We start from the raw sequence: 13,248 nt of genomic DNA, 5'->3' as shown, positions 1-13,248 counted from the left end.
ATGAACGCTATCAGACAATTTATTGATGTAAAAAACAATTCTTTTGTTGTTTCACTTCCTGATGAGTTTAACGATCAGCGTGTAGAAGTTATTATTCTGCCTGCATCGCAAAATGATTTTAATATTTCAAACGAAACCAAGCAAATGCTGGATAATAGATTAAGTGATTATTTGGGAAATCCAAATGATGTTCAAGATTTCGATACTTTACTAGATGAATTAGAGCGTGAGTTATGAAGTATAAATTTGTTTAGAGACCATTTGTACAACAAGATCTACAAAAGGCTATAAAGTATTACAAAGATATTTCTCCTCGTTTAGCAAAAGAATTTGTCTCTCGATTAAGAGAAGCAAAAAAGTATATCGACCAAAATCCTTTTGGAGATGATATAATGTATAAAAATATCCGAATGCATAATATTCGCCAATTTCCTTATCACATTCATTATTATTTGAACCTTGATAACAAACAAATTGTTATCCTTGCGATTGCATTTTCTAAAAGAGAGGATTTAGATTTTTCTAAAAGATAGTAATAATTTTGCCTGTTTGTTTTAACTCAGGTTTAAAAATCAATGTAGATTTGGTTAATTTCCATTCTCTAATTCTTTCACCTTATCATAAATCAAATTACTTTCAAAGCCACGGCGCAGCATATAATCGCAGAATTTTTTTCTTTTCTTCAAAACATTTTTTTCAGAAATAGAGCTCCAGTTTCTTTCGGCCAGTTCTTCAAATGTGGCAATGTATTCTTCGGGTTCAATTTCTTTTAGAGCAAGAGTAATCAGCGTCTGATTGATGCTGCGCAGTTTCAATTCATTAGTAATCCGGATTTTACCCCAATGTTTGATACGGTGTTTTCCTCTGGCAAAACTGCAGGCAAACCGCGCCTCGTTTAGGAAATTATGCTCAATGAGATGTACTATGGCTTGGTCTATTTCGTTTTGGTCCAATTTCATGCTCCATAATTTGGATACAACTTCCTCATGGCATCGCTCCTGATAGGCACAGTAATGCTCTATTTTTTGAATGGCATCTTTGAGGGAATAGACTTCTTTCATTAACTAGAAATTTTATCAGTATTTGGACAAAAATAATTTTTTTGAGTAAGAAACAGTTCATACTTCAAATTTATTCTTTCAAAATGACAGTAATTTTTAGGAATCACAATAATAAAGCTAAGAAATTTATTTTAGAGGTTATAATGATATCTTTTTCTTACTTTAATATAGCATTGATAAATTTGGTTTTAGCATAATTACGTAGTCTTATTCTTTCTATATTTAAAAAAAAGTGCTTTTTATCGATTAAATATGCTTTTCTTCTATTTTTTTAATTTTTTTTCCTTAAATTAGAGTATGATTTTGATTACAGAATAACAAATTGCCTATTTAGATGATTAATTGAAAAAAGTACAAAATTTAACACCCTATCCTTATGAAAACAATTTTACTTTTTATGTGCAGTCTTTTATTAATTTCACAAACTTCTTTCGGAAAAGAAATAAATACAAAAGCTTCGGCAGGTAATAGGGATGTTAAGCTGGAGCGTACAAACTTTATTAATTCATTGGTTTCTAAAAAAACAGCTATAGAAAGGCATCGAATTTGGCTGAATTTCACCAATGCTCAAGGAGCGTTTAAACAGCAATTGGTTGGTTACGCTTCAGGAGCAACTAACGGGTGGGATAAATTGTATGACGCAATTTCTTTAGATTCAAACCCGTATGTTGATTTTTACAGTATTAACAGCGGTAAAAATTTAACCATACAAGCAAGAGCTCTGCCGTTTTTAATAACTGATGAAATACCATTGGGTTATAAATCGACTATGGGAGGTACATTTGAAATCAGTATAGATCATGTAGACGGTCTCTTTGTTACTCAGGATATTTTTCTTAAAGATTTAACCACAGGTACTATTCATAATTTGAAAAGCGGTGCTTATAGTTTTACAACACTGATTGGCCGATTTAATGACCGTTTTGTACTGCTTTATATTAATGCACCAGCAGTGCCGGCTCCTCCTATCGAGCCAATTGTGACTGTGGTGACAGAACCAGTAGTAACCACTCCCGAAGTTCCAGTTCCGGTTGTGACCGAGCCAGTGGTAACTACTCCGGAAATTCCAGTTCCTGTTGTGACCGAACCAGTTGTAACTACTCCGGAAGTTCCAGTTCTGGTTGTAACAGAACCAGTTGTAACTGTTCCCGAAGTTCCAGTTCCAGTTGTGACCGATCCAGTTGTAAATGTTCCCGAAGTTCCAGTTCCGGTTGTGACAGAACCAGTTGTAACTACTCCGGAAGTTCCAGTTCCGGTTGTGACTGAGCCAGTGGTAACTACTCCGGAAGTTCCAGTTCCAGTTGTGACCGATCCAGTTGTAAATGTTCCCGAAGTTCCAGTTCCGGTTGTGACAGAACCAGTTGTAACTACTCCGGAAGTTCCAGTTCCAGTTGTGACCGATCCAGTTGTAAATGTTCCCGAAGTTCCAGTTCCGGTTTTGACCGAGCCAGTTGTAACTACTCCGGAAGTTCCAGTTCCGGTTGTGACAGAACCAGTTGTAACTGTTCCAGAAGTCCCAGCAGAAGTATCTGTTGAAACGATTTATGGAGGAAAAGGAAAATCGGTATTTGTTTCTGTTAATAACAATCAGATAACCATTAACTCAGCTGGAGTGCCTATAGATGAGATTTCGGTGTATAGTTTTGGACAAATACAGTTGTTTAATAAAAATAATATCAATAGTAAAGAATTTGTAATTAACGATTTAGGTATCGCAAAACAAGTGTTGATTGTAAAAACTCTGCTTAAAAATGGTAAATCGACAACCAGTAAAGTAATTTTATAAAGCAGTTTTTTTTAAAATATTTTTCTATCAGCCTCATTTTGTTGACTCAAGATGAGGTTTTTTTGTGTTTTTTTCTCATCTTTTTGTAAGTAAAGTTCTTTTTTGTTGAAATTTTCATGGAATTTTAAAAAATTATGAGTGCTGTTATTTTTTTAATGTTTAGTTTTGTATCGTATTAATTATGTTTAGTTTAGAATAGATAGAACAGGATACAAATAGAAACTGTTTTGAATGTAATAGAAAGAGAAACAGTTTTGTGAGTTTGTAAAATGAAAAATGGACTTACCCCCAAAGCCAAATTGTATGAATAAAACTTTACCTACCGCAGCTGCTTTTTTATCTCCCCAGATAAATAAGCGTAAAAGTTATTATTATATTTTATCAAAATTGATAATAACGTTCGTGTTTGATCACTTAATCAAACAATATAGCACAAGAGAAGATTCAGTAAATCTTTTGTCTTTTGGCTAGCCTTTATTTTCTTTTTTTCTAAAAATTATCGTTAGTATTCGTATCTGGATCCATATGGAGTTCGGGTTATGAATATTTTTTGGTTAAGAAATTAAGCTTCTATTGTATTAAATAATTCCCCCAGATTTATGAAACTAAAATTACTATTCACATTTTTATTATTAATATTCCTGCAGACTATTGGGTTTGGGCGGTCAGGCTGTAATGTTGTTAGGAGAGATGATTTTACTGGATGTGCTTCAAGTTTTATCGCAGAAAAATTTACACTGAACGAAAGTAAAGATGCGTTCATCGAAATACAGCCATTATCTTTTTTTAGAAAATGTACTTTTGGCTCAATAATCAATAAATTTAATAATATGTGTACTTTTTTAGACTTGTATTTTGTCAGGAAAAATAATAGGGAATCAATATCTCAATTTCTGAATTGTCTTTTTTGGAGTTTTTTTAGAGAATAGTATTGAAGCAGGAAGAAAGAGATATTTTAAAAAAAAATTATAAGTTACACACAATAATAATACCACAAAATCCACAAATGATTATGAATAGAACTTTACTCACAGTAATTGCTTTTTTATCGTTACAAATTAGCAAATTGAAGAAAGTGTTATTACAATTTTCTCCAATCGAAAAAGAAAATTATTTTTGGTTCTCAACTCAAATTTCTGTAAAGAGGGCAGGTGCAAGCAAGGCTTTTGGGTTTTTGCTTGTGTTGTTGTTTGTTTGTTCGGCAACAAATGCGGCTACTTATTATTCAAAAGTAACTACAGGAAATTTTGCAGCACCTGGATCTTGGTCTACTAGTCCAACTGGTACACCAACAAATGCTACTGCACTTGCAAATGGAGATAGTTTTATCATTCAAAACGGACATACTATAACTGTTACTGCTAATATAAGAATGTCTAATATAACAGTTCAAACAGGAGGCGTTTTAATTGTAGGAGGTTTTGATTTTAGAGTTGATAATTTAACTTCAATTTCTGGTACATTAACACATAACAATACTGCTGGAACTAAAAGTTATAGAGGATTGGTTACCATTAATACTGGTGGATTTTGGAATAATTCTGGAAATTCAACGATAGAATTTAGAGCTGGAATTACGAATAATGGGACTTTTAGTGCTGGTACAGGAGTTCAGACATTTAATACTAGTGCTCAGGGATTATTAGGAAATCTAACAATACCAAGTGTCACTGTAACAGGTGTTACCCTAACCAATAACGGGAATCTTTATGTTTCGACAGCACTTTCGGGAACAGGTGCAATAACCAATGCATCGCCAGCATTGAATACACTAGTTATTCAAGGTACTAGCTCTATAGCTGCTATTACTAATAATGCAACAGCAATTATAGAGAATTCTGGAGCAATAACTACAGCGGCTTTTACAAATACAGGTTTACTGCATCTTAATGGTTCTGGAGCAATTACAACTATTACAAATAATGCAGGAGGAGTAGTTAATCTAAATAATTCTGGAACGATAACAACTTTTAATAATGCCACTGCTACGAGTGTACTTAACATAAATGACTTAACTGTTCCAACAATAACAACATTTACCACAATTGCAGCTGGTAATACAGTAAATTATAGTGGAGCAGATAATCAAACGATAAGAGCTAATACATATAGTAATCTTACATTGTCCAATTATGGGACTAAAACATTTTCAGGTACAACCACAGTTGGAAGCGAATTGTCTATTGCTTCGGGTATTATTGCTAATTTGGGTACAGGTTTAACACATACTGCCAATATATTAACTTTGGGAGGCGCTCCTACATCCACAGGATCATGGGGAAGTACTACTTCGGCGGCGGCTAATAAAAACAATACTTATTTTAGTGCAGTAACAGGAATAGTAAATGTATCTAATACAAATTGTACCATAACATCAAATGCAGGAACCGATCAATCGGCAAACAGCAGTTCTTTTGTATTGGCGGCAAATGCTCTAACCGGTGGCAGTACAGGAGCGTGGACAATAGCGAATGGTCCAAATACTGCAACAAGTCAGTTTAGCAGTACTACAAGTCCAACGGCTACATTTACGCCTACAATAGCTGGAACTTATGTTTTGACTTGGACAGTAACTAATGGGTTTTGTATTGTTTCAGATCAAGTTGTAATTGCGAATAAATGCGAGAGTAATTTAATTCTTAATGGTGATTTTGCTAATAGTTCAGCAGGTAATAATAATGCCGCAAATTGGACAGCTGCGACAACGTTAGGAAGCTATGTAGAAACTAACCCTGAGGATACTTATTTTGCTAGTGGGAACAACGATTTTACAGCAGAGTTGGATTCAGAAGCTTCACTTAGACAGGTCGTAACAGTTATTCCTGGAGTATCATATACAGTTAGTTTTCTTTTTGCCCGAAGAGCTGATGGTAATAATCCTACAACTAGAGGTGTGACGGTTAAAATTACAGGCGGTACTTCTGATATTATTTCATCAGGTTATACTTCTTCCAGCAATACACCTCAAAGAGTTTCTTTTGATTTTACTCCAACTAGTTCTTCAATAGGGGTTGAGTTTTATAATACTTTAAATGCAGGTTCAACTCTTGGTACTATTATAGATGATATTGTTTTAGTCCCTACATCACAATTGTCCCCATTTGCGACAACAGTCCCTAAAGGTAATTATAAAACATACGCTTCCTGCGCAGGGTTACCAGTTCAATTGAATGTAGAAAATGTTCCTGCTTCAGGTGTTACTTATGCATGGACAGGAACTTCAGGAGCGGTGTTTTCGCCATCAGCAAATATCATAAACCCTACTATAACATTTGCAGGTTCTGGAGTTCAGCAAGCAACTGTCGTAGCAACCTCATCAAATGGATGCCCAAGCAGTCAGTCTACTACTTATGTGAATGTTTCTGCTGCTCCAACCGTTACATCAACCACAGGGAATTCTAAAATATATACAAGAACAGCAAATACAACTACAGTATCAGCAGTTGCAAGTTCAGGAGCAACAATAGATTGGTATAATGCTTCCAGTGGAGGTACTTTACTTAGTTCAGGCTCATTGACATATGTGCCAACAGGAGTCAATGCTGGTACTTACACGGTATATGCGCAAGCAAGAAATACAACTACAGGATGTGTTAGTACTTCACGTACTGCAGTTACATTAACGATTACACCTAAAGCATTAACAATAACAGGAGCTGTAACATCGAATAAAGTTTATGATGGTACTGTAACAGCTAGTGTAACTGCAGGTACATTGTCAGGTGTCATTTCACCAGATGCAGTTACATTAACACTATCTGGAACTTTTGCTACTAAAAATGTTGGAACAGGTATCGTAATTACCTCTACATCTACCCTTGGAGGAGCTGATGCTGGTAATTATACTTTGACCCAGCCTACATTAACTGCACGTAATATAACAGCCAAAGCGTTAACAATAACAGGAGCTACAACAGTGGACAAAGTTTATGATGGAACTACAACAGCTAGTGTTACAGGAGGTTCATTGGTAGGAGTTGTTTCTCCAGATGTGGTTACATTAACACAATCTGGAACTTTTGCTACTAAAAATGTTGGAACAGGTATAGCAATTACTTCTACCTCTACTATTGGAGGTGCAGATGCATCAAATTACACTTTGACCCAGCCTACATTAACTGCACGTAATATAACAGCCAAAGCGTTAACAATAACAGGAGCTACAACAGCGGACAAAGTTTATGATGGAACTACAACAGCTAGTGTTACAGGAGGTTCATTGGTAGGAGTTGTTTCTCCAGATGTGGTTACATTAACATTATCTGGAACTTTTGCTACTAAAAATGTTGGAACAGGTATCGTAATTACCTCTACATCTACCCTTGGAGGGGCAAATGCTGGTAATTACACTTTGACCCAGCCTACATTAACTGCACGTAATATAACAGCCAAAGCGTTAACAATAACAGGAGCTACAACAGCGGACAAAGTTTATGATGGAACTACAACAGCTAGTGTTACAGGAGGTTCATTGGTAGGAGTTGTTTCTCCAGATGTGGTTACATTAACATTATCTGGAACTTTTGCTACTAAAAATGTTGGGACAGGTATCGTAATTACCTCTACATCTACCCTTGGAGGAGCTGATGCTGGTAATTATACTTTGACCCAGCCTACATTAACTGCACGTAATATAACAGCCAAAACGTTAACAATAACAGGAGCTACAACAGCGGACAAAGTTTATGATGGAACTACAACAGCTAGTGTTACAGGAGGTTCATTGGTAGGAGTTGTTTCTCCAGATGTGGTTACATTAACATTATCTGGAACTTTTGCTACTAAAAATGTTGGAACAGGTATCGTAATTACCTCTACCTCTACTATTGGAGGAGCTGATGCTGGTAATTATACTTTGACCCAGCCTACATTAACTGCACGTAATATAACAGCCAAAGCGTTAACAATAACAGGAGCTACAACAGCGGACAAAGTTTATGATGGAACTACAACAGCTAGTGTTACAGGAGGTTCATTGGTAGGGGTGGTTTCTCCAGATGTGGTTACATTAACATTATCTGGAACTTTTGCTACTAAAAATGTTGGAACAGGTATCGTAATTACCTCTACTTCTACTATTGGAGGAGCTGATGCTGGTAATTATACTTTGACCCAGCCTACATTAACTGCACGTAATATAACAGCCAAAGCGTTAACAATAACAGGAGCTACAACAGCGGACAAAGTTTATGATGGAACTACAACAGCTAGTGTTACAGGAGGTTCATTGGTAGGGGTGGTTTCTCCAGATGTGGTTACATTAACATTATCTGGAACTTTTGCTACTAAAAATGTTGGAACAGGTATAGCAATTACTTCTACCTCTACTATTGGAGGTGCAGATGCATCAAATTACACTTTGACCCAGCCTACATTAACTGCACGTAATATAACAGCCAAAACGTTAACAATAACAGGAGCTACAACAGCGGACAAAGTTTATGATGGAACTACAACAGCTAGTGTTACAGGAGGTTCATTGGTAGGAGTTGTTTCTCCAGATGTGGTTACATTAACATTATCTGGAACTTTTGCTACTAAAAATGTTGGAACAGGTATCGTAATTACCTCTACATCTACCCTTGGAGGGGCAAATGCTGGTAATTACACTTTGACCCAGCCTACATTAACTGCACGTAATATAACAGCCAAAACGTTAACAATAACAGGAGCTACAACAGCGGACAAAGTTTATGATGGAACTACAACAGCTAGTGTTACAGGAGGTTCATTGGTAGGAGTTGTTTCTCCAGATGTGGTTACATTAACATTATCTGGAACTTTTGCTATTAAAAATGTTGGGACAGGTATCGTAATTACCTCTACATCTACCCTTGGAGGAGCTGATGCTGGTAATTATACTTTGACCCAGCCTACATTAACTGCACGTAATATAACAGCCAAAACGTTAACAATAACAGGAGCTACAACAGCGGACAAAGTTTATGATGGAACTACAACAGCTAGTGTTACAGGAGGTTCATTGGTAGGAGTTGTTTCTCCAGATGTGGTTACATTAACATTATCTGGAACTTTTGCTACTAAAAATGTTGGAACAGGTATCGTAATTACCTCTACCTCTACTATTGGAGGAGCTGATGCTGGTAATTATACTTTGACCCAGCCTACATTAACTGCACGTAATATAACAGCCAAAGCGTTAACAATAACAGGAGCTACAACAGCGGACAAAGTTTATGATGGAACTACAACAGCTAGTGTTACAGGAGGTTCATTGGTAGGAGTTGTTTCTCCAGATGTGGTTACATTAACATTATCTGGAACTTTTGCTACTAAAAATGTTGGAACAGGTATCGTAATTACCTCTACATCTACCCTTGGAGGGGCAAATGCTGGTAATTATACTTTAACCCAGCCTACATTAACTGCACGTAATATAACAGCCAAAGCGTTAACAATAACAGGAGCTGTTGTAACGACCAAGATATATGATGGCAACACATCGGCGTCAATAACCGGAGCAGTTTTAAGCGGAGTGCTGGCGGTTGATTTTGGTAATGTTACGCTTGGGAATGCAACGACAGGAACATTCAGCGACGCAAATGCTGGTGTAGGCAAAGCAGTGACTACTGCTCCTATGACTATTTCGGGTACAGCTTCAGGTAACTATACGCTGACACAGCCTGCTTTAACAGGTACAATTAACAAAGCAGCGATAACAATTACTGCTAGCAATAGAAGCAAATGTTATGGAACAGCATTAACTTTAGGAACAACTGCTTTTACAGCTTCTGGATTACAAAACGGAGAAACTATAACAAGTGTTACTTTGGCAAGTACAGGAGGATATGATGCTTCAACTACCCAAGCAGCAGGTTTGTATACAGGGGATATAGTGCCGTCAAATCCTTCAGGTGCTGGTTTTTCTACTAGTAATTATACCATCACAATGGTAAACGGGAATTTGACGATAAACGGACTGCCTAACAACATAACTAATGGTTTCTCTGCAACAACTATCTGTGCTGGCGGTAGTCCACAATTAACATATGATGCAGAGGACTCAACTTTTACGGCACCTTACAGTATAACGTATCAAAATAATACTACTTTGATACAATACACAGTTTCTATACCGTCTGCATCGGCATTTAGTTTTACACCTGGAGATAATCCAACTGTAAATACAGGCTATAGCTTGGTTTCAATCTCTAATGCCACTTGTACGAGAACAGCATCTTTTGCAGATTCTGGTGCTAATCTGATTGTTCGGCCAATACCTACGGCTGGCATTAGTGGTACAGCCGCTGTGTGTGTTGGTACCTCATCACCAAATATTACTTTTACAAACCCTCAATCGGTTTCTATAACAGTTACTTATACGGTTAATGGAGGTGCAGATCAAACGGTAGATATTGGGGTTGGAGCTAGTAATACTTCAAGTTTAGCAGTTTCAACAGCCACTGCGGGGAGTTTTGCCTATAGCTTAAAAAGCGTAGTGTATCAAGATAATCCCACTTGTTCTAATACTATTACAGGACAAAGTGCAACAGTAACAGTCAATGCACTGCCATCAATTACAGTACAGCCTTCAGGCAGTAATGTATGTGAATCGGACAATGCTTCATTTACTGTTGCAGGTTCTGGAGCAGGATTAACATATCAGTGGCAGTTAAGCACTAATGGAGGAGGAACTTTTAATAATCTTTCCAATGGAGGCGTATATTCAAATGTAACCGCTGCTACAATGAACATCACGACTGCGGCTATAGGAATGGATACTTATCAGTACCGTTGTGTCATAAGCGGTACTTGTACGCCGTCAGTAACCTCCAATGCTGTGACATTAAGCGTAAATTCTGACTCAGGAGATATTTCTTTGAATGGAATATCGTATGCTTCAAATGCGACTGCGTTTTATTGCCCATCAACAACAGCCATTTTTAGTATACCAGCTGTTGCCGGAGCTGCAGGCTATACTTGGATTGTTCCGTCAGATTGGACAGTGTTATCTGGACAGGGAACGACAGTCATAACGGTAAAAACGGGTACTAGTTTACTAAGAGAAATAGTTTCGGTAAAGGCAGATAATTTGTCTTGCTGGAGTTTTCTAGGAGTTACTTTAAATACAGCAGCACCAGCAGCACCTACAGTTTCAGTAACAGCACCTACTTGTGCGGTTCCTACAGGAACAATAGAAGTTGTTTCACCAGTGCTAGGAACTTCATATACTTTGACAGGTATTAATCCGGTAAGAGCAGCGGTAACAAATACTAATGGAAAGTTTGCATTTCTTGCTGCTGGAGAGTATGCAGTAACGTCTCAGGCAGGGGCGGCATGTGTTTCGGAAAGTGTATCTGCCACAATACAGTCGCTGGTTACAAAAACATGGAATGGTTCTTGGTCTCCAGCTGGAGTTCCATCAATAAACGATCATGTTATTTTTGATGCTGATTACAGCCTTCCAGTTTCTGTAAATTCCTGTTCTTGTGTTGTTAATTCAGGAGCAAATGTTACAATTGGAGACGGATTGGTTTTAAATATTACCAATGGTTTGAATGTACAAGGAACTTTGACGTTCAACAACAATGCGAGTCTGGTACAGTTTGATGATAATGCTGTAAATCATGGATCAATCACTTATAATCGGACTACTCCTTACTTAAAAGATTTAGATTATGAGTACTGGAGTTCACCGGTAGCTGGGCAAAAGCTGAATGATTTATGGGTTAGTGACAGGTATTTTAGATATACTAACGGGGCTTGGGAAGCACAGGCAGGCACTACCACAATGGATGTAGGCAGAGGATATATTATCCGTGTGCGTACAGGCAGTCCTTTTGAACAAAAAGTTAAGTTCATTGGAGAACCAAATAATGGAATAAAAACAATAGCTGCACAAGGGGCTGGCAAAAGCAATTTAATAGGGAATCCATATCCTTCTGCCATAGATGCTGAAGCGTTTATGACGGATCCAAATAATTCAATAATTTATGGAGGTTTGTATTTTTGGACTCACTTTACAGCCAGAAAAGTAGATAATACAGGTACTAAATTTATCTATGATGCGGATGATTATGCTGTTTTTACTTTGTTAGGGTCCAGTGCTCCATTATCGAATGCCACAGGACCAATACCTGTAGGAAAAATTGCCGCTGGTCAATCCTTTTTTGTAATCAGCGATCAATCCGGTTACTTTACCTTTAATAATTCTATGAGGTTTGATATTGATAATGGCGGAATTGTGAATAACACTCAATTTTTCAAGCAGTCAAATACTAAGAAAACGGCAAAGATTCAAAAAGACAGAGTTTGGCTGAATTTAACCAATGACGGCGGTGCTTTCAAGCAATTATTAGTTGGCTACGCTACAGGAGCGACCAATGATTTTGATAAATTATATGATGCTGTAACGCGCAACGGGAATGCTTTTATAGATTTTTATAGTGTCAATAATTCGAAGAATTATACTATTCAGGCGCGCAGCCTGCCATTTGACAAAGCCGATGAAGTACCTTTGGGATATAAAACGACAATTGAAGGGACATTCCAGATCGGTATTAATAACGTTGACGGTGGTCTAGCGAATCAAACCATTTATTTGGAAGATAAATTAACCAATACTATCCATGATCTGAAAACCGGTTCGTATTCGTTTACAACAGCTATTGGTACATTTAATGACCGTTTTGTGCTTCGTTATACTAATACTTCTAAATTAGGTACAGGAGATACAGTAACTAAGAACAAAGGGGTTTTTGTATCGGTAAGAAACCGCGAGATAAAAGTTAATTCTTTTGACCAGACTATATCTTCTGTAAAAGTATATGATTTAAAAGGCAGTTTACTTTATGATAAAAACAAAGTAAACAAGAATGAATTCATTGTTGATACTTTAAACGCCGCTGATCAGGTTATGATTGTCATGATAGAACTGGAAGATGGTACTCGTATAAGTGAAGAAATCATTTTTCATGAATAAATGATATTCTGTTAAAAATTTAATCCCATTCTGTTTATTCAGGGTGGGATTTTTTTATTGCAGAATTTATGAGCAGCTGTATTTGAGGGAAGAATACCATTTTCTATAAAACTCGATTTTACACATGGTTCGATATAAAAATGGCGTCAGATGGCTCTTTTTTAGAATTTAACGCTTCAGCAGTTTAGTCTGCTAAAGTATTTGGAACACTATTGAAAATGTTCTTTAACATCCAAAGGGAATTATTTACAGTTAGAAAACAGATTTTTTTTAAGAAGCAGAAAAAAAACGGTTAAAAACTGTAAAATGAGGTGTTTTATTTTGTGTCTATAAATTTACAAAATAATAATTTTTTGGCTATTTATCTGGTAATTACGTATAATATTGGGTTTATTGTGATACTTAATTATTATTATCTAATTTTAGTATGCTAAAGTACGTGTTTTGTGTTTGTGTGC

Annotated in this window: 5 protein-coding genes; 4 read left to right on the top strand and 1 reads right to left on the bottom strand. The window is 36.6% G+C overall.

Going from position 1 to position 13,248, the window contains the following annotated elements; all coding sequences use genetic code 11:
• Complete coding sequence (locus OZP07_RS20850) at nt 1–237, top strand: hypothetical protein (protein WP_281636615.1); 237 nt, start codon at nt 1–3, stop codon at nt 235–237.
• A gap of 50 nt (nt 238–287) precedes the next feature.
• Entirely contained in the window at nt 288–533 is a 246-nt protein-coding gene (locus OZP07_RS20845) for a type II toxin-antitoxin system RelE/ParE family toxin (protein ID WP_349293672.1), read from the top strand.
• Between the two features lie 54 nt (nt 534–587).
• Here OZP07_RS20845 and OZP07_RS20840 read toward each other — a convergent pair whose 3' ends face one another.
• A complete protein-coding gene (locus tag OZP07_RS20840; RefSeq protein WP_281636614.1) occupies nt 588–1,061 on the bottom strand; it encodes a regulatory protein RecX in 474 nt (157 codons plus the stop codon).
• A 376-nt stretch (nt 1,062–1,437) separates the two neighbouring features.
• Between OZP07_RS20840 and OZP07_RS20835 the strand changes: the two genes are divergently transcribed.
• Nucleotides 1,438–2,847 carry a DUF8693 domain-containing protein gene (locus OZP07_RS20835; protein ID WP_281636613.1) on the top strand — a complete coding sequence of 470 codons (1,410 nt, stop codon included), beginning with the start codon at nt 1,438–1,440 and terminating at the stop codon, nt 2,845–2,847.
• A gap of 1,012 nt (nt 2,848–3,859) precedes the next feature.
• Nucleotides 3,860–12,790, top strand: coding sequence for a beta strand repeat-containing protein (locus tag OZP07_RS20830; RefSeq protein ID WP_281636612.1), 8,931 nt, complete (start codon nt 3,860–3,862; stop codon nt 12,788–12,790).
• Nucleotides 12,791–13,248: the final 458 nt, after the last annotated feature.

The organism is Flavobacterium marginilacus (assembly GCF_026870155.1).
GTDB classification, from domain to species: Bacteria; Bacteroidota; Bacteroidia; order Flavobacteriales; family Flavobacteriaceae; genus Flavobacterium; species Flavobacterium marginilacus.
Note: the sequence above shows the minus strand (reverse complement) of the source record. Positions and strands in the feature narration are given on the sequence as shown.